Origin of the sequence: Sphaerisporangium album (assembly GCF_003323745.1) — a bacterium.
Taxonomy (GTDB): domain Bacteria; phylum Actinomycetota; class Actinomycetes; order Streptosporangiales; family Streptosporangiaceae; genus Sphaerisporangium; species Sphaerisporangium album.
Genome location: NZ_QOIL01000002.1, coordinates 49,185 through 73,367, shown reverse-complemented (window position 1 = coordinate 73,367; position 24,183 = coordinate 49,185). Strand labels below are relative to the sequence as shown.

At 72.4% G+C, this 24,183-nt stretch carries 23 protein-coding genes and 1 pseudogene; 12 read left to right on the top strand and 12 right to left on the bottom strand.

The genetic code is table 11. From position 1 onward, the window contains the following. Positions 1-43: 43 nt before the first annotated feature. A complete protein-coding gene (locus DQ384_RS02975) occupies positions 44-610 on the bottom strand; it encodes an ATP-binding protein (protein WP_114027122.1) in 567 nt (188 codons plus the stop codon). A gap of 160 nt (positions 611-770) precedes the next feature. Here DQ384_RS02975 and DQ384_RS02970 point away from each other — a divergent pair, with 160 nt between their 5' ends. From DQ384_RS02970 to DQ384_RS02955, 4 genes are all read left to right on the top strand, one after another. Continuing rightward, positions 771-1,592 (top strand): helix-turn-helix domain-containing protein, encoded by an 822-nt coding sequence (locus DQ384_RS02970; protein ID WP_181870993.1) that lies wholly within the window; start codon positions 771-773, stop codon positions 1,590-1,592. After that, positions 1,583-1,783 carry a DUF397 domain-containing protein gene (locus DQ384_RS02965; RefSeq protein WP_114027120.1) on the top strand — a complete coding sequence of 67 codons (201 nt, stop codon included), beginning with the start codon at positions 1,583-1,585 and terminating at the stop codon, positions 1,781-1,783. The genes DQ384_RS02970 and DQ384_RS02965 overlap by 10 nt, the downstream gene beginning before the upstream one ends. A 519-nt stretch (positions 1,784-2,302) precedes the next feature. After that, a complete protein-coding gene (locus DQ384_RS02960) occupies positions 2,303-3,697 on the top strand; it encodes an FAD-binding oxidoreductase (protein ID WP_114027119.1) in 1,395 nt (464 codons plus the stop codon). A gap of 76 nt (positions 3,698-3,773) precedes the next feature. After that, complete coding sequence (locus DQ384_RS02955) at positions 3,774-4,196, top strand: hypothetical protein (RefSeq protein WP_114027118.1); 423 nt, start codon at positions 3,774-3,776, stop codon at positions 4,194-4,196. 90 nt (positions 4,197-4,286) lie between these two features. Here the strand turns inward: DQ384_RS02955 and DQ384_RS40910 are convergent, their stop codons facing one another. From DQ384_RS40910 to DQ384_RS02910, 9 genes are all read right to left on the bottom strand, one after another. After that, the gene (locus DQ384_RS40910; RefSeq protein WP_181870992.1) at positions 4,287-5,246 is read right to left on the bottom strand and encodes a hypothetical protein; all 960 of its coding nucleotides are present in this window, start codon (positions 5,244-5,246) and stop codon (positions 4,287-4,289) included. Next, positions 5,243-6,187, bottom strand: coding sequence for a hypothetical protein (locus tag DQ384_RS02945; RefSeq protein WP_114027116.1), 945 nt, complete (start codon positions 6,185-6,187; stop codon positions 5,243-5,245). Before DQ384_RS02945 ends, DQ384_RS40910 begins: the two co-directional genes overlap by 4 nt. Beyond that, entirely contained in the window at positions 6,184-6,525 is a 342-nt protein-coding gene (locus tag DQ384_RS02940; RefSeq protein WP_114027473.1) for a PadR family transcriptional regulator, read from the bottom strand. Before DQ384_RS02940 ends, DQ384_RS02945 begins: the two co-directional genes overlap by 4 nt. Before the next feature lie 56 nt (positions 6,526-6,581). Continuing rightward, complete coding sequence (locus tag DQ384_RS02935; RefSeq protein ID WP_114027115.1) at positions 6,582-6,848, bottom strand: hypothetical protein; 267 nt, start codon at positions 6,846-6,848, stop codon at positions 6,582-6,584. Next, positions 6,815-7,819, bottom strand: coding sequence for an alginate O-acetyltransferase AlgX-related protein (locus DQ384_RS02930; protein WP_114027114.1), 1,005 nt, complete (start codon positions 7,817-7,819; stop codon positions 6,815-6,817). The genes DQ384_RS02935 and DQ384_RS02930 overlap by 34 nt, the downstream gene beginning before the upstream one ends. A 2-nt stretch (positions 7,820-7,821) precedes the next feature. Continuing rightward, a complete protein-coding gene (locus DQ384_RS02925; RefSeq protein ID WP_114027113.1) occupies positions 7,822-9,282 on the bottom strand; it encodes an MBOAT family O-acyltransferase in 1,461 nt (486 codons plus the stop codon). A gap of 267 nt (positions 9,283-9,549) precedes the next feature. After that, positions 9,550-10,464 carry an SDR family oxidoreductase gene (locus DQ384_RS02920; protein WP_114027112.1) on the bottom strand — a complete coding sequence of 305 codons (915 nt, stop codon included), beginning with the start codon at positions 10,462-10,464 and terminating at the stop codon, positions 9,550-9,552. A gap of 141 nt (positions 10,465-10,605) precedes the next feature. Further along, the gene (locus DQ384_RS42630; protein WP_181870991.1) at positions 10,606-12,351 is read right to left on the bottom strand and encodes a glycoside hydrolase family 3 protein; all 1,746 of its coding nucleotides are present in this window, start codon (positions 12,349-12,351) and stop codon (positions 10,606-10,608) included. Between the two features lie 279 nt (positions 12,352-12,630). After that, positions 12,631-13,797, bottom strand: coding sequence for an acetyl-CoA C-acyltransferase (locus DQ384_RS02910; RefSeq protein WP_114027111.1), 1,167 nt, complete (start codon positions 13,795-13,797; stop codon positions 12,631-12,633). Positions 13,798-13,945: 148 nt separating this feature from the next. On the opposite strand from DQ384_RS02910, the gene DQ384_RS02905 reads away from it, so the two are divergent. From DQ384_RS02905 to DQ384_RS02890, 4 genes are all read left to right on the top strand, one after another. After that, positions 13,946-14,683, top strand: a complete 738-nt coding sequence (locus DQ384_RS02905; RefSeq protein ID WP_114027110.1) for a TetR/AcrR family transcriptional regulator — start codon at positions 13,946-13,948, stop codon at positions 14,681-14,683. After that, positions 14,680-15,363 (top strand): DNA alkylation repair protein, encoded by a 684-nt coding sequence (locus tag DQ384_RS02900; protein ID WP_114027109.1) that lies wholly within the window; start codon positions 14,680-14,682, stop codon positions 15,361-15,363. Before DQ384_RS02905 ends, DQ384_RS02900 begins: the two co-directional genes overlap by 4 nt. A 223-nt stretch (positions 15,364-15,586) precedes the next feature. Beyond that, positions 15,587-16,396: an SAM-dependent methyltransferase gene (locus DQ384_RS02895; protein ID WP_114027108.1), complete on the top strand. Its 810-nt coding sequence runs from the start codon at positions 15,587-15,589 to the stop codon at positions 16,394-16,396. A gap of 173 nt (positions 16,397-16,569) precedes the next feature. After that, a complete protein-coding gene (locus DQ384_RS02890; RefSeq protein WP_114027107.1) occupies positions 16,570-17,202 on the top strand; it encodes a MerR family transcriptional regulator in 633 nt (210 codons plus the stop codon). A gap of 27 nt (positions 17,203-17,229) precedes the next feature. Here the strand turns inward: DQ384_RS02890 and DQ384_RS02885 are convergent, their stop codons facing one another. Continuing rightward, positions 17,230-18,522, bottom strand: a complete 1,293-nt coding sequence (locus tag DQ384_RS02885) for an amidohydrolase family protein (RefSeq protein WP_114027106.1) — start codon at positions 18,520-18,522, stop codon at positions 17,230-17,232. A gap of 61 nt (positions 18,523-18,583) precedes the next feature. On the opposite strand from DQ384_RS02885, the gene DQ384_RS02880 reads away from it, so the two are divergent. The 4 genes from DQ384_RS02880 (at position 18,584) to DQ384_RS02865 (ending at position 23,711) form a co-directional block, all read left to right on the top strand. Further along, positions 18,584-19,105 (top strand): MarR family winged helix-turn-helix transcriptional regulator, encoded by a 522-nt coding sequence (locus DQ384_RS02880; RefSeq protein WP_220182754.1) that lies wholly within the window; start codon positions 18,584-18,586, stop codon positions 19,103-19,105. 193 nt (positions 19,106-19,298) lie between these two features. Next, positions 19,299-20,486 carry a serine hydrolase domain-containing protein gene (locus tag DQ384_RS02875; protein ID WP_114027105.1) on the top strand — a complete coding sequence of 396 codons (1,188 nt, stop codon included), beginning with the start codon at positions 19,299-19,301 and terminating at the stop codon, positions 20,484-20,486. A gap of 384 nt (positions 20,487-20,870) precedes the next feature. Beyond that, complete coding sequence (locus DQ384_RS02870; protein WP_114027104.1) at positions 20,871-23,237, top strand: serine/threonine-protein kinase; 2,367 nt, start codon at positions 20,871-20,873, stop codon at positions 23,235-23,237. 120 nt (positions 23,238-23,357) lie between these two features. Beyond that, positions 23,358-23,711 carry a VOC family protein gene (locus DQ384_RS02865; RefSeq protein ID WP_181870990.1) on the top strand — a complete coding sequence of 118 codons (354 nt, stop codon included), beginning with the start codon at positions 23,358-23,360 and terminating at the stop codon, positions 23,709-23,711. A 131-nt stretch (positions 23,712-23,842) separates the two neighbouring features. Here DQ384_RS02865 and DQ384_RS42625 read toward each other — a convergent pair. Beyond that, positions 23,843-24,166, bottom strand: a pseudogene (locus DQ384_RS42625) (ATP-binding protein); the annotation flags it as partial. Positions 24,167-24,183 lie beyond the last annotated feature (17 nt).

Genomic DNA, 24,183 nt, shown 5'->3' with positions numbered 1-24,183 from the left:
GGCGGGGACGCCGGACGAGAAGCCGCGACGAAGGCGAGCGTGTTCACGCACGCGCCACGCGCGACCCCGCCCTCGGTTCCGAGCCCTCGAACGAGCCCGAGCGGGAGCCCTTGGACGACGTCGGCTCGGGGCCCTGGGACGACGCCGGGCCCAAGCCCTTGAAGCGGACGGCGAACCAGACGACCCGGCCGGCGCCGTCCCGGTACATCCCCCAGCGCTCGGAGATGGCGTCCACGAGGAAGAGCCCTCGCCCGCCGTCGCCGTAAGGGTCCTCCCGGACCTGCGGCTCCCCCTCGGACCCCGCGTCCAGGACCTCGACGTGGATGCTGCCCTCACACTCGCTCAACGCGAGCGTCACCAGCCCGCCGTCACGCGAGTCGGAGTGCGTGACACTGTTCGTGACCAGCTCGGACACGAGCAGCACCACTTCGTCCCGCACGGGATGCCCGCTCCCCAGCACCTCGGCCACGAACCGCCGAGCCCGCGAAACCGATTGGGGTACGCCGGGGAGCTCGATCGCCCCGAGAAGCCCCTCCTTGACCCGCGCCGTCCCGACGCCCTGGTGCTCGACACCACACACCGCTTTGTTAGGTGGTTGTGAGGTCAACATGCCTCCTCGCACTCGGTTTTCACGGATAGTGAGTACATGGCTTCACAGCGTGCCCATCCGGGGGCGTGGAAGACAGAGGAACGGTCCGACACTGACGACACAGTTGTCGTGAGATCCGCAGTTGGGTGCGAGCGTCCGGCCGAATGCGAGGAGGGGATCAGTGTCCAAGCCCGTCGAGGTCAACCCCGAGGAGTCCCCCCGGGCCCTGTTCGCCTACGAGCTGCGCCGATATCGCGTCGAAGCGGGGCTCAAACAGTCCGAACTCGCCGAGAGAATCGGATACACGACCAGCATGGTGGGCATGATCGAGACGGCCCGGCGTTCCCCGGCCAAGCGCTTCGCCGAACTGTGCGACCGGGCGCTCGGGCTGGACGGCGTCATGACCCGCCTGTGCGCGATCGCGAGATGGGAGACCGTCCCCGAGCATTTCCGCGACTGGATGGAAGTCGAACAGGACGCGACGGTCCTGCGCAGTTGGGACCCGCTGCTGATCCCGGGCCTCTTCCAGATCGAAGAGTATGCACGACGAGTGATCGAAGGCGAGCCCGGACTGACCTCTGAGCAGCGGGACCAACACGTCGCCAGCCGATTGCGCCGGAAATCAATACTCACTCGGGAAAAGCCACCCGTCGTCATCAGCCTCATAGATGAAAGCGTCCTGCATCGGCCTCTCGGAGGTCGCGAAGCGATGCGAAAGCAGCTCGACTACCTACTGGAGCTGTCCCAATCTCCAAAAGTGACGATCCAGGTAGTGCCGTACAGCGCCGAGTCCACCTCCGGCATGCTCAGCGCATTCACCCTTGCGGAACTACAGGGTTCACCACATATCGTGTACGTGGAGTCCTCAGCTCGCGGTCAGGTACTCGACGATCGCGCGACGCTTATGCAAATCACCGCCAGGTACGAGGCCATACGCGCCGAGGCTCATGCGCGATATCTGTCACTCCAGCTCATCGAGGACGTGAGGAAACAATGGATCTAAGTGGCGCGCACTGGCGCAAGTCAACGCGGTCAGGGCCGGACGGAGGTCAGTGCGTCGAGGTGGCCACCAACCTCCCCGGCATCATCGCCGTCCGTGACTCGAAGATCCCCCACGGCCCCGCCCTTACGGTTGCGGCGGACGAGTGGCGCGCATTCACCGGAAGTCTGAAAAGCGCGCACGCGGTCAGGTGATCTGAAACCGCAGCGCATCACTCTGGAATAGCAGGCCAGGCCACAACACTTCGCCCGGCGCCTCGCCGCAAGAGGCGCCGGCTTCACCGTCGCCACTCCTCACCGACGCGGCGCCGGATTCAGCACCCCCTCCGGGAGAGGAAGCCGAACTCGGCACCCCTTGGAGAGCAAGCCCCAACCGCCACAGCGCCCCAAACACCGCAAGCCGCGTACCAGCCCCAGCAACCACGCTTGGAGAACAGGCTCCAAAGAGACGTGGCGATTGGGGCTTCCTCGGACTGTGGTGCTTGGGGCTTGCTCTCCGGTTTGTGGGGCGGAGAGCAAAGCGCCTCTCGGAGAAGGCGCCCCAACCACCACACCTCGGAGGGCAAGCTCCCGGAGACAAGTCGCCCCCCAGTCGGTGTGCAGTCGGCTCCAAACCGCCTCGTGCACCGTGGTCAGGACCCGCCGGCGCGGGCCTACGCAGTGAGGCTCCGTCGTGGACAGACCTACGGCGGGGATCCCGAGGAGGAGAAGATCATGAGTGCGGACGACACGCGAGCCGGCGAAGACCGGGGGACCGGGCTGGCCAGGGACCTGCGGCGGGCCGTACGCGGCCCGGTGTCCGTGCCCGGGGACGCGGGTTTCGAGGCGGCGCGGACGCCGTGGAAGCTGACCGTCGATCAGAGGGTGCGTGCGGTGGTCGAGATCGAGGACGCCGCCGACGCGTCCGCGCTGGTCCGGTACGCGGCCGGGGCGGGCCTGGCCCTGGCGGTCCAGCCGAACGGCCACGGCGCCGCCGACGGCCTCGACGGCGAGATCCTGGTGCGCACCGGGCGGATGCGGCGCGTGGAGGTCCGTCCGGACGAGCGGACCGCGCGCGTGGCGGCGGGCGCCTCCTGGGGCGAGGTGCTCGCGGAGGCGGCCAAGTACGGCCTGACCGGCCTGTGCGGCAGCTCCCCCGCCGTCAGCGCGGTCGGCTACACCCTCGGCGGCGGGCTGAGCTGGTTCGGCAGGCGGCACGGCCTGGCGGCCAACGGCGTCCGGTCGTTCGACGTGGTGGACGCCGAGGGCGCGTCCCGGACGGTGAGCGCGACGTCCGACCCGGAGCTGTTCTGGGCGCTGCGGGGTGGCGGCGGGGACTTCGCGCTGGTCACCTCCATGGAGATCGAGCTCCACCCCGCTCCCGAGCTGTACGGGGGCAGGATGGTGTGGCCGGCCGCGCGGGCCGCCGAGGTCCTCACCGCGTTCCGGGACACGACGACGGTCGCGCCGGAGGAGCTGACGGTCTGGTTCACGCTGATCGACTTCCCGCCCTTCCCCGAACTGCCCGAGCCGCTGCGCGGGCTGTCCGCGGTGACCGTCGATCTGACGTTCCTCGGCGACGGCGCGGACGCCCGCCGCCTGCTCCACCGGTTCGACCGGATTCCCGGCCTGGTCTTCGACACGCGGGGCACGATGGCCGTCCCCGAGCTGGGCGCGATCTGCGCCGAGCCGACCGCGCCCACCCCGGCGATCCTGCACGGCGAGCTCCTCGACTGGTTCGACGACGCGGCGGCCTCGGCGTTCCTCGCCGCCGCGGCGCCGGGCCCGGTCGCTCCGCTCGTGACGGCGCAGATCCGTCATCTGGGAGGCGCGCTGGCCCGTCCCGTGCCCGACGCCGGGGCCTGCGGGCACCTCGCCGAGCCGTACCTGATCGGAATGCTCGGGATCCCCCGGGTCCCCGCGGACGTCAGCGCCATCAAGGCACGGCAGGCGAGCGTGTGCCGGGCGCTGGCCGGGCACACGAGCGGCAGCAAGCCGTTCACGTACCTCCTGCAGGACGAACCCGCCTCGGCCGCGTTCCCGGAGGAGACGCTCGCCCGGCTTCGGCAGGTCAAGCGGCGCTACGACCCGCACGGGATCTTCCGGGCGAACCACCCCGTACTGGCCTGAGAGGGGGCCGCGCTTTACCTCGGGTGTTCTTCGGGGATGTGTGCGGGGGGTACGAAAGTCATGACAGGGGGGCGCCATGAGGAAGATCACGAAGGGTGTCGCCTTCGCGACCACAGCCCTGTTCGCCATGTTCATCGCGTCCGCCGCCTCCGCCGTCCCGACCGTGACGGCCCGGTACGCCGGGTCGCGCGTGGCCGCGGGCGGTGGGCCGCCGACTCCCGAGGTCAGGCAGTCCGTCAGCCTGGAGCAGTACCGGATCCTGAAACGTCAGTGCGAATACGCCGAGACGGCCGGGCGCCGCCAGGAGTGCCGGGCGGAGGTCGTGAGAAGGTACGTGATCGGCGAGGCGGCCACGAACCTCGACTGCCGGACGTACTCGGGCGTGACCGTCTGCGGCACGCTGGCGCTCAGCCCGCGCCAGCAGCGGTGCGTGGACCAGTCCGTGGCCGGCGGCCTGACCTACCGCCGCGCCGAAGTGGAGTGCTACGCGTTCTCTTGATGGACGCCGACGGGCCGCTGACGGGCACGGGGGACCCGCTCACGGGTCCCGGGGGTCCTCACGAGCGGGCGGCGCGGTCACCGCCGGTCGTCACCACAGCCACTCGTCCAGGCCGTACTCCACGTACCCCCGCCGGACGATCGCGGTGTGGCCCGGTTCGTAGGCCCGGTAGAACCGCCGGCCGCATTCGAGGTCGTCCAGGGCCGCCCTGATCTCGCGGGTAAGGTACGGGGTGGCGTCGGCGGGGGTCAGGGACGGCGCGTAGTCGTGGTCGGGCAGGTCGCCGGCCTCGATGGCGGGGCGGGCCATCGCGCGCCCCAGCGCCTTCTCCTCAGCGTGGAAGACTTCCGGACCCCGGCGGGCCAGCGCGGACGGCGTGGCGGACCGGACGGGATACCCCTTCCTTCTCAGGCAGCGCGCCATGTCGGCGCCGAGCGCGGCCAGGCGGCGGTCGCCGTCCAGCTCGCGCGCGACGAGCCGGTCGACGCGCTCCTCGGCCCGGGACATGTGGTCGGCGAACGACGTGACGTCCTTGCCCGTCGTCATCTTGACCGCCTGGCTGTAGCAGGCGTCGCCGGCCTTCCAATACGCGGCGAGCTGGGTGCGGGACAGCGACATGGTGATCTTGTTGTTCGGGTTCACCGGGGCGTCGGTCTCGACCTCGGGGTTCCCGAACTCCCGGGGATAGGCGTAGAGGGCGAAGACCCCGAACCCGTATTTCTCACGAAATCTGCGCATGGCCGGGTACTCGCCCGCGTCCCGTGCCCGCGCCTCCTCGGCGTCCCGGCGGATGGGGGTGACGTACGCGGAGAGGTACGGCACGTAGCGGAACCCGCGCCGCCTCATGCACTCCGTCCGTATCTCCTCCCGCGCCTGAGCGAGCCGCGCGGGTCCGCGGAGCAAGGGCTCCTGGGGACCGCCGCGTGCCTGGGCGACCCCCCACATGTCCACCGCCGCCACCGCGGCGAGAGCGGTCAGCACGGCGGCCGCGGCCCGTACGGCGGCGCGTACCGTACGCGGGCCGGTGGGGCGGCGCGGGGGCGGCGTCACAGCAACGCGTGACGCCGGACGTGCAGGGGCACGGCCGCCGCGGCGACGGTCAGCAGCACGAGCATGCCCAGATGGGACAACTCCTGCCGTCCGGACGAGAACCCATAGAAGGACGCGTAGGCGGCCCCCTGGACGGCGAGTCCTTCCAGGCAGGCGATCACGGCGGGCAGCAGCGCGAGGGCCGCGGCCAGGGCCCAGCGCGGGTCGGCCGCGACGCGACCGGCCCAGACGGCCAGGCACAGCAGCGCGAGTTCCAGGCCGACTCTCGTGGCCGCGCGCGGCGACCCGGACTCGACCGTCAGCCAGGAGGCCGGGTCGACGCCCGCCGTCAGCGGCACGGCGAGCCACCACCGCCAGGTACGCCTCCTGAGCGGCCCGCGCCGGGACGCGAGCGCCGCCAGGCCAAGGAAGGCCAGCGCGTACGCGGCGATGGGGGCGACCGGGCCTCCCCGGGAGTACAGCGCGGGCGCGTTCCACACTCCGTCGGAGAAGACCGGCAGCAGGGTCTGGTCGAGCCAGGGATGCCCCAGCACCACGGCGACCACCTTGCCGCCGACGAGCGCCACCAGCCCGAGCGCCACGCGCACCCATCCCCGCATGACGGCGAAAAGGGTCACCGCCGCGAGGGCCGTCCACACCGGGACGGACCCGGCGTACGGCACGAGCACCCCCAGATTGAGCACCGCCAGGACGGTGACCCCGAGGTGAACCCCGTCCGCCCACGCCGGCCCGTGCCCGGCACCGAGAGCACGCGCCCGCGCCCCTCCGGCGACCAGCGCCAGCGCCTCACGCGCCTGCGGCACGGCACGACCGCCCTCGCCCGCCTCCAGCAGCGTGGCGATCAGCTCCTCCCCATGAGCGGCCCTGTACTCACGGGGATAAGCCCACAGAAGCCACCGATACCACCGCTCCGGTCCCGTCACGACGGCGGAGTTCCTCACGCCGGGGAGGCTTTCGGGGTTTGGGCGCGGTTCGTGACGATCGAGGCGGCGTGCTGCATGCGGCGGGCCTCGGCGAGCACCAGGCCGGTGCCGTCGTCGGTGAGGCGGAAGTAGCGGCGGGGGCGGCCGTCCACGACCTCCTCGTGGTCGACGGTGATCAGGCCGTTCGCCGCCAGACGGTCGAGCGCGCCGTACAGGGTGCCGACGGGGAGCTTGATGCGGCCCTCGGACAGGTCGAGGACGCGCTTGATGACGCCGTGGCCGTGCAGCGGGCCGTCGAGAAGGGCGGCGAGGATGAAGTAGGTCGGCTCGCTCACCGAGGATGATCCGGTGGCCATGGCCGAGACCATACTTCGCTCCCGGAAGTATGGTCAACCCGGCGGACGCCGGGGCCTCACCTCCTCCCGGCACCCTGGTGCGGGCCCCGGCCGGGCAGCGCCTCCCCCGTCCGCCGCGCGGGCAGGAGCGCCCTTTCGAGAGCGGTGAGCATGGCGTCGGTGAGCATCTCCCCGTGGCCGCCCGCCCAGTAGCGCTCGACCATCTCGAACACCACCACCTCGCTGTCGCGCACGTACCGCCCGACGCGCTCGGGACCGGCCTTGGCGGGGGCGTCGCTGCGCAGGACGGTCAGGTCGGAGAAGTACGGCGTGATCCACGGCATCGACTCCCGGGTGAACGAGTCCCCGATGAGCAGCGTGTCCGGCCCGAACAGCGCGGCGCCGGAGGTGGCGTTGGTGACGCGTACGGCGGTCGGCGCGTCACGGTCGTCGTGCCCGAGCGCGCGCACCCCGTCCGGACGAGCCCCCAGTGGCCGGTGGTCTCGGACCGGGACGCGCCGAGCAGCCGGCCCAGATCCCCTTCCCGGACATAGGACCCGAGGGGGACGAGCCGCGTCCCCCGGGACAGATCCGGCTGGAGCGTCCGGGCCAGCTCGGCGCCGTACAGGGCGGCGGAGCGCTCGCTCCAGTGACTGTCGGTCCGGAAGTAGGCGGGCTCGCCGGTCGCGCGTTGCAGCCGCTCCAACGGGCCCCGCAGGTCCAGGTAGCCCGGAACCCGCGCGGCGTCCAGCGCCTTCCAGAACTCCTCCTTGCGGCGGGCCAGGCAGCGCTCGCCCAGGAACCTGTCCGGCAGTTTGTCCGGATAAATCGTGGTCTTGTCGGGGGCCACGGTGAACACGAACCTCCGCCCGGACGCGCGCACGATCTCCCCCAGCCGCCGCACCCGGGCGAGGACGCCGGCCGTCGTCCCCACCGGCCGGCACGCCTCGGCCACGTCGTCGCCGAAATACAGCCAGCCCTCGCGCCCCTCGACGACCCGGGGATAGGTCAGCGCCTTGCCCGCCGCGTACGAGGGCGGCTCGCCGAACAGCTCCTCCGACAGCATGGCCTGCGCCCGCACGGCGTGCCCGCGCAGCGGAAGGTGGTCGACGGCCCACGCCTCGAACCGCGACGGGAAGTCCCCGGCGGGCGACAGCGCGGGGAAACCGGCCAGCCTGCGGTTCTCGATCTCGGTGGCCCGGTCACCGGCGGCGAACGCCAGGGCGGGACCGAAGAAGAACAGGCTCGCGCCGAGCACGGCGACCCGGCGGCCCAGGGGCGAGGGACGCCCACGCGATTCCGAGGTGGTTTCCATGATCAGAACTGGTAGTAGAGGAACGGGCTGAACGTCCCGGCGGCGACCAGCACGGCGGCGTACGGCGCGGCCACCCAGGTCACCGAGGCCCGCGCCGCGCCCACCGCCCACCGCGCGGCCCGGCCCCGGCCGCGTTCCAGGATGCCCCCGCGCTCCAGAATTCGCCCGAAGCCGGGCGAGGCGGGCAGCAGCACCACGCCGACCGCGAGGACGAGCACGAGCGTCCGCCGATGGTCGAGGGCGAACAGGACGAACTCATCCAGCTCGCCGCCCCGCGCGCCCGCCATCGCCCCGAGCATGCCGAACGCCTGTGTCATGTCGGCCGACCGGAACACGACCCAGCCGACCACCACCAGCAGGAAGGTCGCGGCGCGGCGCAGGACCAGAGACGGGACGCCGCCGGGCGGCCGGTCCCAGCCGAGCAGCCGCTCGGCCACGAGCAGGCCACCGTGGTAGAGGCCCCAGCAGAGGAACGTCCAGTTCGCCCCGTGCCAGAAGCCGCACAGCACGAAGATGACCACGAGGTTGCGGTACGTGGCCCGCGTCCCGCGGCGGTTGCCGCCGAGCGGGATGTACACGTAGTCGCGGAACCAGCGCGACAGGGAGATGTGCCAGCGCCTCCAGAAGTCGGTGACGGAGAAGGCCGAGTACGGACGGGCGAAGTTCTCCGGCAGCCGGAACCCGAACATCATGCCGAGGCCGACCGCCATGTCCGAGTAGCCGGAGAAGTCGAAGTAGATCTGCACGGTGTAGGCGAGCGCGCCGATCCAGCCGGTGGCCATACTGGGCTGCCCGGACGCGAACGCGGCGTCCGCGACCGGGGCCACGGTGTCCGCCACGATCACCTTCTTGGCCAGGCCCAGCGCGAAGCGGGGGAAGCCCGCGGCGAAGTCGGCGAACCGGTCGCGCGCGGTGTCGGCGAGCTGGGCGGAGATCTCGTGGTAGCGGACGATCGGCCCCGCGACGAGCTGCGGGAACATCGCGATATAGGTGACGAACCCGACCAGGCTGCGCTGCGCGGGCCTGCTGCGCCGGTACACGTCCACCACGTAGGAGATGTGGTGGAAGGTGAAGAAGGAGATCCCGATCGGCAGGGCGAGGCTCACGATCGGGCTGTGCCCGAGGCCGAGGGTGGCCGTCAGCGCGTCGATCTGGCGGCTCGCGAAGCCGGCGTACTTCCACACGGCGAGGATGCCGAGGTCCCACACGATCGCGGCGGCCGCCACGGTGGCGCGCGCCCGGGTCCGGCCGGCCAGTCGGGCGGAGTCCACCGCGATGCCCGCCGCGAAGTTGACCAGGATCGCCGACAGCAGCAGGGCGGCGTACGCCCCTGCCCCCCAGGTGTAGAAGACCAGGCTGGCCACCGAGACGATCCAGTTGCGCAGGCGCCGGGGCGAGAGCCAGTACGCGGCCAGGGTGGCCGGCATGAAGAACCAGAGGAACAGTGGCGAGGCGAAGGACATCGGCCCGCCGTCAGGCCGGATGGCCGGGGACGACGGCGTCCGCGTGCCGTGCGGGGGCGTCGGGCATGCCGGCGACCATACATCGCCTCGCGAAGTATGGTCAACGTCTCCCGCACGGCCTCCCGCCCCCGGGCGCGGAGTCGAACCGCCGTGCGCGGCTTCACAGCGCCGGACGTGCGCGCACAACCGTCTGGGCGCGCATTGACACCGCCGGACTGGCATTCACATGGCCGGGCGGCGCATTCACACCGCTGGGCACGGACGCCTCTACGACTGGGCGAAGCCGTACACGGGGCCGGGAAGGGGTGCCTCGGCCAGGAGTTTGTTCACGGCCTCGCCGATCTCGTGGAGCTCCCAGCGGGAGCCCTTGTCCACGCCGGGGCCGTGGCTCCAGCCGGTGGCGATGGAGATCATGCCGCCCTCGACCTCGAACACCCGCCCGGTCACCCCGGCGGACTCGGCCGAGCCGAGCCAGACGACCAGCGGCGCCACGTTGGCCGGGTCCATGATGTCGAAGCCGGTCTCGGGCCTGGCCACCATGTCGGCGAAGAACTCCTCGGTCAGGCGCGTGCGCGCGGCCGGCGAGACCGCGTTCACGGTCACGCCGTAGCGCCCGAGCTCGGCGGCGGCCGTGTGGGTGAGGGCGACGATCCCGGCCTTGGCCGCGGCGTAGTTGGCCTGCCCGACACTGCCCAGCAGGCCCGCGCCGGAGGTGGTGGTGACGACCCGCGCGTCCACGGGCTCCCCGGCCTTCGCGCGCTCGCGCCAGTACGCGGCGGCGTGCCGCAGCGGCAGGAAGTGCCCCTTGAGGTGGACCCGGATGACGTCGTCCCAGTCCTGCTCGGTCATCGAGACGATCATGTGGTCGCGCACGTAGCCCGCGTTGCCGACGAGGACGTCCAGCCGGCCGAAGGCGCTGACGGCCGTCTTCACGAGCCGCCCCGCGCCGTCCCAGTCCGCGACGTCGTCGCAGTGGGCGACCGCCTGCCCGCCGAGGTCGCGGATCTCCTCGACCACCGTCTGCGCCGGGCCTCCCGAGCGTCCCCGGCCACGCGTGTCGGTCCCCAGGTCGTTGACGACGACCTTCGCGCCCTGCCGGGCGAACTCCAGGGCGTGCTGCCGGCCGATGCCCCGGCCTCCGCCCGTCACCACGACGACGCGCCCTTCACAGATACCGCTCATTCACCGATCCTTTTCCGCCGTGATCACCGAAGTTTTCCCTGGAAATGGCGATATATGTTGGGACTTCTGGGATTATCGCCAACCGGCATCGGCGGCCCCGCGTCGGGGCCGCCGGGACGGGAACTTCGGCGGTGCCGGGCGTCAGGGCGCGACGGTGAGCAGCCCCGTGAGGACCTCGGCGGCGGCCTGGCCGCAGACGCGGGCGGCGCCGTGCGTGGCGATGTGGACCGCGCCGAGGTCGGTGCGCCCCGGCAGGCCCATCTCCACCACGACCGCGTCGGGCCGCGCGTCCAGCAGGCGGACGAGCGCGTCGGTCTGCCACGCGTGACGGTGCGCGTCGCGGACGACCACGACCAGCGGCCGGTCGGCGGCCGCGCCGAGCAGGACGTCCTCCAGCACCGTCCGCGCCTCTGCCTCGCCCACGCGGGTCACCGTGGTGCCGGGAAGGAGCTTGCCCAGCGGCTCGCCGACGCCCCAGGGCATGTGCTTGTCGATCGCGAGGTTCATCTGGGGCGCCAGCTCGACCACGTGCGGCGCGGAGGCGAGCGGCAGCACCCCGTCGGGGTCGGTGCCGGCGATCCGGATGGCCCGGCGCGCGGCGGCCAGCCCGACCGGCACGTGGCCGTCGCTCGCTCCCCCGTCATTCGCGGTGCCGTCGTGGACGGCCGGCCCGTGGTCGCCCCCGTCTGGTGCCACCCCGCCGCGCGAGGCGCCGTCGCGCGTCACGCCGTCGCGCGTCACGCCGTCCGGGCCGCCGTTGGCGGACACGCTCGCGGCCGCGTCCAGCCGCCCGTATCCGTCCACCGCGGCCCCGTTCCCGTCGCCGCCCACGGTGAGGAGCGCGACGCCCCGTCCGTCGGCCGGCGAAGCGGTCCCGGGTGTGGAGAACGCGCTGGTCCAGGCGGTCAGCGCGCCGACCCGGCGGGCGGCCTCCACCAGCCGCTCCTCCGGCAGGATCCCGCCCGCCACGGCATCGGCGATCGCCTCGCGGATCGTCACGACCACCGCGTCGTCGGCGTTCTCGCCGCCCACGCAGATCAGGTCCGCCCCGGCCGCGACCGCCCGCACGCTGCCGCCGCCGATGCCGTACCGCTCGACGATCGCCGCCATCTCCATGGCGTCGGTGACGGTCACCCCGTCGAAGCCCATCTCGTTCCTGAGCAGGCCGGTGAGGATGCGCCGGCTCAGGGTCGCGGGCAGCTCGGGGTCGTACGCGGTGACGAGCAGGTGTCCCGTCATGATCATGCGGACGCCCTCGGCGACGGCCGCGCGGAAGGGACGCAGCTCCACGTCGTGGAGCTGCCGCGCAGAGGCGGTGACCGACGGCAGCCCGTGGTGCGAGTCCACGGCCGTGTCGCCGTGTCCGGGGAAGTGCTTGGCGCACGCGGCGACGCCCGCCGCCTGGAGCCCACGCACCCAGGCGGCGGTGTGCCGGGCCACGAGGTCGGGATCGGCGCCGAAGGACCGCAGGCCGATGACGGGGTTGCGCGGATTCGAGTTGACGTCGGCGGCCGGCGCGAAGTTGACGTTGATCCCCACGGCGGCGAGGTCCACGCCCACATCGTGGGCGATCCGCTCGGTGAGCGTGACGTCGTCCACCACGCCGAGGGCGTAGTTGCCGGGGCGTGAGCTGCCGGTGTGGGCCTCCAGCCGGGTGACGTCCCCCGCCTCCTCGTCGATGCCGATGACGGCCTGGGGGCGCTCGGCGCGCAGGGCCGCGGTCAGCTCGGCGAGCTCGGACGGCGTTCCGACGTTCCTGGAGAAGATCACCACTCCGGACAACCCCTCGCCGAGGCGGCGGCGGAGCCAGTCGGGGGGTGTTCGTCCTTCGAACCCGGGGAGGAGGACCGAATCGGCCAGACGCAGTAGTTCGGGGCTGCGCTTCATGCACTCTCCTCGCCTGGTGGCTCGTCGGCGGCTCGCGCCGGAAGCGTCCAGGACAGTACGGGGCGCGGCGCCCGGGAGAGGGCTCTCTCACGGCCGCCGTCTCGGACTTTCGACAATCTAATAGGAAAGTTTCCTGTTTTCCATACCCACGACCATTGCATCTCGCTGGTTGAGAACGCTCTCATTTTCGGTGCGGCCCATAACCACCCCTTTCCCGCGTCGCCCGCCCGGCCGTTGCGGAGAGGGCTCACAGACCGGGCCGCCCCCCTGCGGGCGCCGTCAGAGGCGTTCGAGGACCGTCACGGTGGCCTGGCCGCCCTCCCCCGTCACCTGCAGGCCGTAGCGCCCGCCGGTGCGTTCGAGCTCGTGCAGCAGCGAGGTCATCAGCCGCGCGCCCGCCGCGCCGGCGGGATGCCCGAAGGCGAGGGCGCCGCCGTTGGGGTTGACCCGCTCCGGGCCGGCGCCGGTCTCGCGCGTCCAGGCCAGGGGCACGCAGGCGAACGCCTCGTCCACCTCCACGACGTCGAACTGGTCGATCGCCATCCCGGCGAGGTTCAGAGCCCGCGCGGTGGCGGCGACGGCGGCGGACGGCATGCCGGGGCCGGAGCCGCGCGCGGAGGTGTGGTGGACCCGGGCGCGCGGGCTCAGCCGGTGCTCGCGCACGGCCCGCTCCGAGGCGACCAGCAGCGCGGCGGCGCCGTCGGCGGCCTGCGCGGACAGCCCGGCGGTCAGCCTGCCGCCCTCGGCGAGCGGCTCCAGGGCGGCGAGCTCGCCCGGGGTGACGTCCCGCGGGCCCTCGTCGGCGAGCAGCCCGGCCACGGGGACGACCTCGCGCTCGAACCGCCACTCGGCGGTGGCGCGGACGGCGCGCCGGTGGGAGGCGAGCGCGAACTCCTCCATCTGCTGTCGCGAAATATCCCACTTCTTGGCGATCATCTCCGCGCCCCGCAGCGACGACGGCTCCCGTCCCCCGTACCGCGCCTGCCAGCCCCGGGAGCCCGCGACCGGCGTGGCGAACCCGAGCGCCTTGCCCACGGCCGCCACCTGGGAGGACGGCACCATGCTCGCGTTCTGCACGCCGCCGACGACGACCAGCCCGGCGTTCCCGCTCCACACGGCGTGCGCGGCGAAGTGGAGGGCCTGCTGCGAGGACCCGCCCTGCCGGTCCACGGTCACGCCGGGTACCTCGCCGGGCAGCCCGGCGGCCAGCCAGCAGGTGCGCGCGACGTTCCCCGCCTGCGGCCCCACCGCGTCCACGCAGCCGAAGACGACCTCGTCCACGGCACCGGGATCGGCACCGGTACGATCGAGCAGCGCCCGGATCACGTGGGCGCCGAGGTCCGCGGGGTGGGCCCCGGCGAGCCCGCCGCCCTCCCGGCCGAGGGGGGTGCGCACGGCGCCGATGATGTAGGCCTCCGTCGCCGGAGGGGCCGTGCGAGGGGTCATGCGGGGGGTGGTCCTTCCCGTACTCCGGCTTCACGGCGGCCCGGCGCGGCCGTGAGTGTAGCAAGCGCTTGGTGTTCACAGGAACGCGGGATGAGCAGCCGACTCGCCATCCCCGTTAGGCGAGCAAGCGATTGCACGGAGGCCCATAATGGAGGACGTGAACTCCCGAAAGAACTCCGGCGGCGCGTCCGCGGTCGCCGCGACCCCCACGGGCGCGGTCCCCCGTGGCGGCTCCGCGGCCAAGCGCCAGGGCACCACACGCCGGGCGGCCGCTTCGGGCTCCGCCTCCGACCGCCGCGACCACCTGGTGAAGATCGCCGCCGAGCTCTTCGCCCGCAAGGGCTTCCAGGCCACCACCGTGCGGCAGATCGCCGACGAGGCCGGCATCCTCTCGGGAAGCCTCTATCACCACTTCGACTCCAAGGAGACGATCGTCGACGAGGTCCTGTCGACGTTCCTCAGAGACCTTATCGCGCGCTACCGCGCGGCCCTGGAGACCGACGGCGACGCCCGCGCGGTGCTGTCCGAGATGGTGCGCATCGGCTTCGGCACGCTGGAGCCCCACCGCGCCGCCATCACGGTGATGCAGAACGACTGGAACTATCTGCGCTCCCTGCCCGGCGACCGCTTCGACTACCTCATCAAGGCCGAGGACGAGGTCGAGCGCATGTGGATCGGCCAGATCAAGCGCGGCCAGACCGAGGGCCTGTTCCGCCCCGACGTCGACGTCAAGCTCACCTACCGCATGATCCGCGACACGATGTGGGTCGCCGTGCGCTGGTTCCGCCCCGGCGGGCGGCTCAACACCAACGCGCTGGCCGACCACTTCATCACCGTCCTGTTCGACGGCCTCGCCACGGGCGAACGGACCAGCCACCAAGCATGACCCCGCTCCACAAGGCCGTGCGGCTGGCCCTCAGCGAAGCCGCCGACCCTGCCAAGGCACCCGCCATGCAGGCGTACATGAAGTCGGCCATGCCGTTCCTCGGCGTGCAGGCCACGCCGAGGCGGGCCGCGGTGAGGCGCGTGTTCGCCGAGCACCGCCTGGAGACGGCGCCCGAGTGGCGCAGGGCCGTGCTGGCGCTCTGGCGCGACGCCGAGTACCGCGAGGAGCGCTACGCCGCGATCGAGCTGTGCGCGTTCCGCTACTACAAAGGCTTCCAGACCCTCTACACCGTGCCGATGTACGAGGAGATGATCGTCTCCGGCGCGTGGTGGGACTACGTCGACGATCTGGCGATCCACCGCGTGGGCGCGCTGCTGCGCGCCTACCCCGACACGATGCGCCCCCTCATGCTGGAGTGGGCCGCCGGCGCCGACCTGTGGAAGCGGCGCACCGCGATCCTCTGCCAGAACTCCTTCAAGGAGCGCACCGACCTCGGCCTCTTATACGCCTGCATCGAGCCGAGCCTGTCCGACACCGACTTCTTCGCCCGTAAGGCGATCGGCTGGGCGCTGCGCGAGTACGCCAAGACCGACCCGCGCGAGGTCGTCCGGTACGTCGACCACACGGGGCTGAACGGCCTGAGCCGGCGCGAGGCGCTGAAGAACCTCCCGGTGACCTGAGGCCATGCCCCAGGGCGCGACCACACCGTATGGTCCGCCGTCGTTTCCCTTTCGTTCCCCTGCCGTTCATCCGCCGGACACGGCGCGTGGCCGCCTCCCGTGACCACGTTGTCAGCTTGTGACGAAAAACCGTCACATGATCAACATGATCTGGATTTTCGTCTATATTCGCAATAAAGCACTGATCACACGGCGTGATGTCTCGGCGAGGGCGAGGGCGCGGATGAGCGAAGGCGAAAAGACGTTCCCCGGGATCGACCCCCGGACCCCCAGCGTGGCCCGCATGTACGACTACTACCTTGGCGGAAAGGACAACTTCGCGTCGGACCGCGAAGCCGCGGAGAAGATCATCAAGTTGTTCCCGAACGCCAGGGATTTCGCCCGCGACAACCGGGCCTTCCTGAAGAAGGCCGTCCGGCTCCTCGCCGAGTCCGGCATCACCCAGTTCATCGACATCGGCGCCGGGCTTCCCACCCAGGAGAACGTCCACGAGGTCGCCCTCGAAGCCGCGCCCGACGCGCGCATCGTCTACGTGGACAACGACCCCATCGTGCTCGTGCACGCCCGCGCCCTGCTGGCCGGCAGCCCCCGCACCGTCGTGGTCGAGGGGGACCTGCGCGACCCCAAGGCGATCCTGGAGCACCCGCGCGTGCGCGGCCACCTGGACCTGGAACGGCCGTTCGCGGTGATCCTTTGCGCGATCGTGCACTTCGTCGACGACGATGACGAGGCCGCGAGCATCGTGTCCTACCTGCGACGGTCGCTGGTGCCCGGCGGGGCGCTGGTCCTGTCGCACGGGTACAGGGGGGAGGTCGCGGTGGACGCCGTCGCGCAGGCACAGGAGATCTACACGCGCACGAGGGGAACGCTCAAGCTGCGCGACCGCGAGACGATCGCCGAGTACTTCACCGGCCTGGACATGGTGGAGCCGGGTCTCACGTACGTGCAGGCGTGGCGGCCCGACTTCGAGGTGCCGGTCGACCCCTCGGCGCCCGGCGCGCTGGTGGGCGTGGGGCTGGCCCCCCGGGCCTAGGCGACGCGAGCAGCAGACCAGCGGGGGACGACGGGGACACGGGGAATACAGGGGACATCGAGGAGATCGGGGACATCGCCCGCCCGTCCTGAAGGCCGGGGCGTCGCGACCGGCGGCACACACAGACCCGCATTGGATAGTCATGCTATCCAGGTAAGGGGTACCATCGGCTCATGCGGATATCCCAGCTCAGCGCCGCGTCGGGTGTGCCGATCCCCACGATCAAGTACTACCTGCGCGAAGGGCTGCTCCCCCAGGGCGAGCAGACGGCCGCCACCCGCGCGGAGTACGACGAGGCCCACCTGCGCAGGCTCAGGCTCATCCGGGCGCTGCTGGAGGTCGGCCGCGTGCCGGTCGCCACGATCGCCAAGATCATCGCCGCCGTCGAGGACGAGGACATGCCCGTCCACACGATGCTGGGCACCGCGCACTACGCCCTCGCCTCGCCCGCCGAGCCCTCCCCCGGCGACGCCGAGCACGTCCGCGCGCGCGAACGCGTCGAGGCGCTGATCGCCGGCCTCGGCTGGGACGTGAAGCCCGAGGCGCCCACCCGCGACGAGCTGGCGGAGATCCTGGTCCGGCTCGACCAGCTCGGCATGCCCGCCACCGACGAGCGCCTGCGCGACTACGCCGACGTGACGATGCGGCTGGTCTCCGAGTACGACATGGCGCTCATCCCGTTCCACGGCCCCCGCGAGACCGCCGTCGAGACGCTGGTGATCGGCACGGTGCTGTACGGGAAGGCGTTCGACGTGCTCAGAAGGCTGGCCCAGGAGTCGGAGTCCGCCCGCATCCTCGGCACCTGAGCGGCGCCGGACCCCGCGCGTCCCCGCTCACGCCCCGGCGGCGGCGAGGTGACCGGCGGACTCGGTGAGTGCCGCGATCAGCGCGGGCACGTCGTGGCCGCACAGCGCGCCGTCCCGCTTGACCACACGGCCGCCCACCAGGACGGTGTCCACCGAACCGCGGTCCGCCGACATCACCACCGCGCCGACGGGGTCGTGCGCGGGGGCCAGCCCGAGCGTGTCGGTGCGCAGCAGGATCAGGTCGGCCTGCTTGCCCGGGGTGAGCGACCCGGTGACGTCCCCGAGCCCCGCGACCCGCGCGCCGTCGATCGTGGCCATGCGCAGCACGTCCGCGGTGGTGAAGCCCATGCCCGCGCCTCCGGGACGCGCGCGTTCCAGCGCGTACGCCGCCCGCATGACGCTGAACATGTCGCCCGGGGCGCTCGCGACGGTGTCCGCGCCGAGCGCGGTGGGCACTCCGGCGGCGAGGGCGCGGCCGGTCGCGGGGTAGCCGATGCCGAGCCCTGCCTCCACGAACGGCGACACCGAGGCTGAGCCGCCGCTGTCGGCGATCCGCCTGAGCGCCTCGTCGGTGTAGTGGTTGGGGTGGACGTAGGTGGTGCGCGGGCCGAGCAGGTCGTTCCTCACCAGGAAGTCGAGGCCGCGCTCGGCGCTCTCGGCGCCGTGCCCGCCCATGTGCACCGACAGCGGCAGGTCCAGATCGCGGGCGAGCCGCCACTCGTGCAGGGCCAGGTCCTCGCCGGCGATCTCGGGGCCGAGCGCGGCGACGGCCATCGTCAGCAGTCCACCGGTCCGGTCGAAGTGTTCCTTGTGGACGCGGCGCCCCTCGGCGGCGAGCCCGGCGGGTCCGCCGTCGCCGCCGTAGCAGTAGCCGAGCACGGCGCGGATGCCGGACCGCTTCAGGGCGTCGGCCACCGCGTCGGTGTGCGCCGGGCTGAACTGGATGTGCGACCAGTCCAGCAGCGTCGTGATGCCGGAGTCGAGGCACTCCAGCGCCCCGGCGAGGTTGCCGATGTGGACGTCCTCGGGGCGGTACCGGGGGGCCAGCTCGCCGAGCACGCGGCCGATGTAGCCGGGAAAGGTGATGTCGGGGGCCACCGACCGGATCGCGGCCTGCCAGGTGTGCCGGTGGGTGTCCACGAATCCGGGCATGACGATGCGGTCCATCGCGTCGATCACCTCCGCGCCGGGTACGTCCGGCAGCGAGGTTTCCACGGCGGCGATCAGGCCGTCCTCGACGAGGATGTCACCGCTCCGGACGACCGGAGTGGGATCTGTGTCGATGAGAAGCCCATTGCGGATCAAAAGCGACGTAGCCATGCCGGAAAACTTAGCTCAAAAGCTTTTAAGAAAGCAATATAGATGAAGGTACGCTTTTCGGGTGCAGCATGAACGAGACGACGCGCGAGACGAGGTCGACGCCCTGGTCCCCGGCTGGGAGGCCGAGCTTCCCTCGTCCCTGGTGGCCGTCCTGGAGCTCAGCAAGCGGATCTCGCGCATCGGCGGGCTGCTGGAGCAGGCCACGCGCGCCGAGATGGCCGAACTCGGCCTGACGTACGCCGAGTTCGACGTGCTCGCCGCGCTGCACCGCGCGGGCCCGCCCCACCGGCTGAAGCCGAGCGAGCTCGCCCGCGCGCTGTTCCTGACCTCCGGCGGCATCAGCAACGTCCTGCAACGGCTCGCTCGCACGGGCTACGTCGAGCGCGAGGCCGACGCCGAGGACGGCCGTAGCCGCTGGGTGCGGCTCACCGACGAGGGACGGCGGGTGACCGCCACCGCCCTCGCGGCCTCCAGCCGGGCCCACTCCGACGTCATGGCCTCGGTGCCCGAGGACGTCGTGCGCCGCGCGGCCGACGCGCTGCGCGAGGTCCTGCTCGTCGTCGGCCGCCGCCGCGTCCGCTGACCGGCCGAGCGCCGCCGCCGCGTCCGCCGACGGGCGAGCGCCGCGGCCGCGTCCGCCGACAGGCGAGCGCCGCCGCCGGGTCGGTGAACCCGGGCCAGGTGCGCAACTGATCGTCTGGGCGGCCTCGCGGCCGGTTGTTAGGCTCGGCGAGGCGGTACGGCTTCCCGCGAGGACTTCCCAGGAGAGGACGCGCATGACGGTTCAGGGTCACTGCGATCCCCGGTTCGCCCGGGTGCGCGAGGTGTTCGACACGAGCTTCGCCGGCGGCGAGGAGCTCGGCGCGGCGTTCGCCGTGTACCTCGGCGGCGAGCCGGTCGTGGACCTGTGGGGCGGCGTGGCCGACCGCCACACAGGGCGCGCCTGGGAGCGCGACACCCCGGTGCTCACCTACTCGTGTACCAAGGCCGTCACCGCGACCGCGCTGCTCATGCTCGCCGAGCGCGGGCTGGTCGACGTCGCCGCGCCGGTGGCCGAGGTGTGGCCGGAGTTCGCGGCCCACGGCAAGCAGGACGTCACGGTCGAGCAGGTGCTCAGCCACCAGTCCGGGCTCCCCGCCATCGACGAGGAGGTCCCGGTCGAGGAGTTCGAGGACCACCCCGCCATCGCCGCCCGCCTCGCCGGGCAGGCCCCGATCTGGGAGCCGGGCACCGCGCACGGCTACCACGCGCTCACCTACGGCTTCCTGGCCGGGGAGATCGTCCGCCGGGTCACGGGCAGGAGCACCGGTGAGGTCGTCGCCGAGGAGATCGCCGGTCCGCGCGGGCTCGACCTGTGGCTCGGAGCCCCGGACGACGTCGCCGCGCGCGCCGCCCGCCTGTCGGCCGGCGAACGCGCCGGATCCACGGGCGGGATGGCCACGCCCCCGCCGCCGCCAGGGGAGGGAACGCCGCTGGAACAGCTCGCCAGGGCGGTGCTGGACAAGACGAGCCTGATGAACCGCGCGCTCGGCAACCCCAACCCGAACAAGCTGAAGGGCGGGGGCAACCACCCGGTGATCCTGCGGACAGGATGGCCGGCGATGGGCCTGGTGGCCACGGCACGCGGCCTGGCCGGGTTCTACCGCGACCTGATCGCGGGCGAGATCCTCAAGCACGACACCCTGCGGGACGCCATGCGCCGCCGCGCGCACGGCCCCGACCGCGTGCTGATCATCGACAGCTCGTTCGGGCTCGGCTACATGCGCTCCTCGATGAACTTCCTCACCCCGCGCCGGGCCGCCGACACGGCGTTCGGCCACACCGGGCTCGGCGGGTCGCTGGGGCTCGGCGACCCGGACCACGGCCTCGCGATGGCGTACACGATGAACAGGATGACGACCGCCGGCCCGGGCGTCCTGCGCGCCTACCGCCTCGCCTCGGCCGTGTACGACTCCCTGGACTGAGCCCGGCACCGCCTCCCGGCGCCCCGAACCAGCCGAGCGGAGCGAGGCCATAAGCACTGTTCGGGACGCGGCGGTGTTCTGGAGCCGTTGGGGGCAAGGGTGAGGAACGATCCCTTGCCCCCAACGGTGGAAGAACGCCGACTCTAAGGCGCCCCGAACCGCCGAGCGGAGCGAGGCCATAAGCACTGGTCCAGCAGCCCTCGTCGGGATCGTTTTGCCCCACCCTTGACCGGATACCGCCCTGACCTTGACGTATGCTGAATCCGCATACCAGGCGTAATTAAATCGTCACCGTGATGATCTACCAATCCCGTGACATTTCGCGTATCGGGTGAGACCTTCGTCTGGGGAGACGGGAGCATCTTCACCTCTGAGGGGAAAGCGATGAACACCTGGTCGGTTCCGGGATACAGGGAAGAACGCATCCTCGGCTCCGGCGGGAGCGGCCGGGTCGTGCTGGCCACCTACAACGAGACCGGCGCCCACGTGGCGATCAAATACCTGAGCGACGAGCTGAGGGGCGACCCCCGCTTCCTGGCGGCGTTCCGCGAAGAGGCCCGCACGATGGTCGAGATCGACGACCCGAACATCGTGCGCTTCTACGAGTACGTCGAGAGCCCGCTCGGGGCGGCCATCGTCATGGAACTGGTCGACGGCGTGGCCCTGCGCAGGATCCTCCACGAGCACGGTTCCACGAGCCCCGAGGCCGCGCTGGTCGTGCTCAAGGGCTCGCTCGCCGGGCTGTCGGCCGCGCACGCCCATGGCATCGTCCACCGCGACTACAAGCCCGAGAACGTCCTCGTGCAGGCCGACGGCTTCAGCAGGCTGGCCGATTTCGGCATCGCCACCCCGGCCGGGCGGCCGGGCAGCCCCTCGGGCACCCCCTCCTACATGGCGCCCGAGCAGTGGAACGGCGCGCCCGCGGGCCCCGCCACCGACGTGTACGCCGCGACCTGCGTCTTCTTCGAGTGCCTGACCGGGCGCCGTCCCTACCGCGCCGAGAACATGGCCGCCCTGCGGCACCAACACCAGACGGCCCCGATCCCCGCCGACGCCGTGCCGGGTTCCGTCCGGTCGCTGGTGACCCGCGGCCTGGCCAAGAACCCCGCCGACCGTCCCACGTCCGCCCAGGCGTTCATCGGCGAGCTGGAGGCCGCCGCCCTGGCCGCGTACGGGCCCGAGTGGGAGCAGCGCGGCCGCCGTCACCTGGCCGAGCTGGCGGCGCTCCTCGCGCTGCTGTTCCCCCTCGCCGAGCCGCCCGCGCAGGCGGGCTCCAGCCTGGCCGAGTCGGTGCTGGGACGGCCGGGGCGCGCGCGGCTGCGCCACCTCCCCCGCGTGCTGGTCGGCACCGGCATCCTCGCCGTCGGCGTGGTGATCGCCGTGCTCGCCGCCAACCGCGACAACACGCCCGTGCGGGACGTCGCCCTGACGGCGCCGACCGTGAAGGCCGCCGTCGGCGAGGGGACGGCCGACCCCGCGTCGCCCTCGCCCGCCGACTCCGGCCTTGAGCCGGCGGTCACGCTGACGCCGGAGTCCCAAGAGCCGGCCACCCCGCCGTCGAGCCCCCGCAGCCCGGAGAGCTCCCCCGAGCCCTCCGCCACGGGGAAGGTCACGCCGACGCCCGGCACCACCCACGAACCGTCTCCCACTCCCACGCCCAAGCCGACCCCCAAGCCGACGCCGACCCCGACGCCCACCACCCTGTCGGTGAGCGACCTGAGCGTCGTCTCCTTCGACGGGCGGACGGCCTCCGTGCGGGTACGGACGTCCACGCCGCAGAACGTCATCCTGACCGCGCGCTTCGCCGAAGGCCCGTCGGCCTCCGACCTGAGCCCGGCCGGCACGCGCACGCTCACGCTCGCCGGCGCGACGTCCTACACGCGCCCGATCGACGCCGGGTTCACGCCCCCGGCCTGCGGCGTCACCGTCTACCGCCAGGTCAGCGTGTCGACCTCGCCCAAGGCGCGGGGCGGGACGGCCGGCAAGGTGGTGTCGGTGAAGGGCGAGCCGTGCCCGCCGCCGACGGTCGACAACCTCGCCGTCGAGTGGAACGGCCGCACCGCGCGCGTCTCCGTGCGCGCGGGCGGGCCCGGGGCCGTGCGCCTCGCGGCGGAGTTCACCCGCAGGGAGGGTGACGGCGCGGCGAAGGTCGTCGACCAGGCGAGCCGCACGCTCTCCGGCGACACGTCCTACGGCCTCTCGCTGGCGGGCGACCTCGGCGAGATCTCCTGCGGCACGACCGCCTACTTCGGGGTGCGGGTGACGACGCAGCCGGCCGCCGCCAACGGCGCGCAGGCCAAGGAGGTCCGGGTCGCCGGGCCGAAGTGCGCCCCGCCGTCGGTCTCGATCGCCTCCTTCGACGGCCGCACGCTGACGGTCAGGGTGAGGAACGCGACGCCGGACCAGGTCAGCCTCTCGGCGCAGTTCACCCAGACGCTGGACGTGGGCGATCGCACGGTGACCCGCACGTCGAGCCGTCAGGCGCGGTTGTCCGGCGACACGGTGTACGACCGCACGTTCACGGTCCGCTTCGCCACCCCGGACTGCGGCTACAGCGACGTGCGCCGGGTCACGGTGAGCGTCGGCTCCGACCTCGGCACGGCGAGCGACAGCGCGCGGTGGGCCGGACGCGGCGACCCGTGCGCCGAGCCGACTCCCGAGCCGTCCGACCCGACCACCGACGAGCCGCAGGACCCGCAGCCCGAGAGCCCCAAGCCCGAGGACACCCCGAGGCCGCCCGTCATCCGGTGAGCCGGGCCGCGCCCTCCCACGGGAGGGCGCGGTGTCCCCGAGTGCCCCCTATCGGGGTGCCGTCCGGGCCGCCCCCACCGGTAGCGTCGGGGCAGAGGATCTACCCCAGTGGAGGCCAGCGTGAGCGCGCATGCCCAGAAGGTCGGCAACGTCCTGATCCCCGTCAGCGATCTGGACAAGGCGGTCGCCTTCTACTCGGAGACCCTCGGCCTGAAGGTGAAGTTCCGGGACGGCGACCGTTTCGCCGCGCTGGACGGCGGCGGCGTCACCGTCGCGCTGGCCGCCTCGGCCGAGCAGGTCGCGGGCGCGGTCACCGCGCCGTCCTACAAGGTCGGCGACGTCGCCGAGGCCGTGGAGGACCTGACGGCGGCCGGGGCCGAGCTCGTCAGCGGCCCCGAGACCGGCCCGCACGAGGTCAGGGCCGTGCTGCGCGACCCCTCCGGCAACACCTTGGTGCTGTACTCCTCCCTCTGACGCCCATGGCCGGGCAGCGTCTCGGCTTCGTCGGGCGGCGGCAGGCCCGGCTCCCGCAGCGGCTCGGCGCGGGCGAACCAGATGGCCTTGCCCACTCCCCCGGGAAGGGGCTCGACCCCCCAGCCGTCGGTGAGCGCGGCCACGATGCGCAGGCCGCGCCCGTGCTCCAGGTCCGTCCCTGCGGCGAGCAGCCTCGGCCGTCCGGGGCCGTGGTCGGCCACCGAGCCGGCGAGGGTGCCGGAGTCGAGCCGCAGCGTCAGGTGGATCGGGGGCGCGCCGTGGATCAGCGCGTTGCCCAGTAACTCGGTGACGACGACCACCATGTCGTCGGTCAGGTCGCGCAGGTCCCACTCGTCGAGCGTCTCGCGGACCAGCGCGCGGCACTTCGCCGTGACGCTCGGGTCTGCGGGCAGTTCCCAGCGGGCCTCGCGGGGGCAGGTCGGGATGTCGGTCATCACGAATCTCCCTGGCC

Excerpts from the sequence above, each read along its gene's own strand:
- DQ384_RS42630 (WP_181870991.1), bottom strand. The coding sequence starts at position 12,351 with ATGAAGCGCAGCCCCGAACTACTGCGTCTGGCCGATTCGGTCCTCCTC.
- DQ384_RS02875 (WP_114027105.1), top strand. The coding sequence starts at position 19,299 with ATGACGGTTCAGGGTCACTGCGATCCCCGGTTCGCCCGGGTGCGCGAG.
- DQ384_RS02975 (WP_114027122.1), bottom strand. The coding sequence starts at position 610 with ATGTTGACCTCACAACCACCTAACAAAGCGGTGTGTGGTGTCGAGCAC.
- DQ384_RS02900 (WP_114027109.1), top strand. The coding sequence starts at position 14,680 with ATGACCCCGCTCCACAAGGCCGTGCGGCTGGCCCTCAGCGAAGCCGCC.
- DQ384_RS02920 (WP_114027112.1), bottom strand. The coding sequence starts at position 10,464 with ATGAGCGGTATCTGTGAAGGGCGCGTCGTCGTGGTGACGGGCGGAGGC.
- DQ384_RS02870 (WP_114027104.1), top strand. The coding sequence starts at position 20,871 with ATGAACACCTGGTCGGTTCCGGGATACAGGGAAGAACGCATCCTCGGC.
- DQ384_RS02930 (WP_114027114.1), bottom strand. The coding sequence starts at position 7,819 with ATGGAAACCACCTCGGAATCGCGTGGGCGTCCCTCGCCCCTGGGCCGC.
- DQ384_RS02960 (WP_114027119.1), top strand. The coding sequence starts at position 2,303 with ATGAGTGCGGACGACACGCGAGCCGGCGAAGACCGGGGGACCGGGCTG.
- DQ384_RS02895 (WP_114027108.1), top strand. The coding sequence starts at position 15,587 with ATGAGCGAAGGCGAAAAGACGTTCCCCGGGATCGACCCCCGGACCCCC.
- DQ384_RS02965 (WP_114027120.1), top strand. The coding sequence starts at position 1,583 with ATGGATCTAAGTGGCGCGCACTGGCGCAAGTCAACGCGGTCAGGGCCG.
- DQ384_RS02905 (WP_114027110.1), top strand. The coding sequence starts at position 13,946 with ATGGAGGACGTGAACTCCCGAAAGAACTCCGGCGGCGCGTCCGCGGTC.
- DQ384_RS02910 (WP_114027111.1), bottom strand. The coding sequence starts at position 13,797 with ATGACCCCTCGCACGGCCCCTCCGGCGACGGAGGCCTACATCATCGGC.
- DQ384_RS02940 (WP_114027473.1), bottom strand. The coding sequence starts at position 6,525 with ATGGCCACCGGATCATCCTCGGTGAGCGAGCCGACCTACTTCATCCTC.
- DQ384_RS02925 (WP_114027113.1), bottom strand. The coding sequence starts at position 9,282 with ATGTCCTTCGCCTCGCCACTGTTCCTCTGGTTCTTCATGCCGGCCACC.
- DQ384_RS02955 (WP_114027118.1), top strand. The coding sequence starts at position 3,774 with ATGAGGAAGATCACGAAGGGTGTCGCCTTCGCGACCACAGCCCTGTTC.
- DQ384_RS02935 (WP_114027115.1), bottom strand. The coding sequence starts at position 6,848 with ATGCCGTGGATCACGCCGTACTTCTCCGACCTGACCGTCCTGCGCAGC.
- DQ384_RS02885 (WP_114027106.1), bottom strand. The coding sequence starts at position 18,522 with ATGGCTACGTCGCTTTTGATCCGCAATGGGCTTCTCATCGACACAGAT.
- DQ384_RS02890 (WP_114027107.1), top strand. The coding sequence starts at position 16,570 with ATGCGGATATCCCAGCTCAGCGCCGCGTCGGGTGTGCCGATCCCCACG.